Here is a 1,033-nt window from a genome sequence, read left to right on the forward strand (position 1 = left end):
CTGTCCCTTGAAAAAGCCGTCACCATTCAATATAAAATCGCCGCCAAGGGTTATCCCCATTTTTCCCTTAATGGCCTGCAGTTTTGCCACCTCCCTCGCTATTACGAAGCCTGTCGCAGTTATCCCACTTGGCAGGTAAGACGCCAAGCCTATATCAATTGGGCCAAGGCCACGGGAGACCCCGAGGCCTATTTTCTCCAAGGTGTGCGTTTTTGGGATGATTTGAACTTAAACTCGCCATTAGCAGAGCAGTTCAACACACGAAACGAATCAAATGTTTATGGCACCATTACAGGGATGGTGTATAACTTTATTCATACCCTGTCACCGCAGCAACTGCAGCAACTGCAGCAAATTCCCGACACACTAGAAGCCATTGCACTATTAGAGGAAGGCGCCAACGGCGCCTGTTTTACCTGCGTGCCGCTAGTTGCCAGCTACTACCGTGCTCGGCAAGATTACATGGCGGCCCATCCGGAGCATCAGGTTGACATTGATGGGCGCACTCTCGCCGAGCTAACCCATTTAGCCAGCACTTGGTTTCAGCGCGCCTTTGATAATGGCATTAACTGTGAGCGGGGTGCGAATAACTACTTTAGGCCAGAATACACGATTCCCTTTTTACCAAAGCCCACTACAGTTCAAACCAAGCAAATGGTAAAAAACTGCATCAAGCAAGGGGATAAATACGCGTTGCGAAATGCGACCGATTCACTTGTTATTCAATACAGCTTAAATGATGAGGTGATGACACCTGATGACCAAGACTTCGGCGGCTGGTATCTTGAAGAAAAGGACCCGCTATTTAGTGTCGCGGCCGATTCATTAAATGGCACACTGGGCAGTCGTGATGAAGAGCGTTCGCTCTCAGTAAGATTACAAGTTGCCGGTTATAGCCTTGAAGAAGCCCCGCAATACTACGACCAAGTCCGTGCACAAACGGCAGAGCTGGCCAAACTCTTACCTTCTTGGGGCCTGCGCAATTATGAAGTGAACTACTTTATTCCCAACAGCTTAATCATGCCCCACCATT

General features: G+C 48.8%; 1 protein-coding gene. It reads left to right on the forward strand.

From position 1 onward, the window contains the following. A partial coding sequence (locus tag ACK8OT_RS19200) for a hypothetical protein (RefSeq protein ID WP_410198120.1) occupies positions 1-1,033 on the forward strand: 1,033 nt, incomplete at both ends.

The sequence above is a fragment of the Motilimonas thetidivivens genome (assembly GCF_046452435.1).
Lineage (GTDB): Bacteria > Pseudomonadota > Gammaproteobacteria > Enterobacterales > CBDFNC01 > Motilimonas.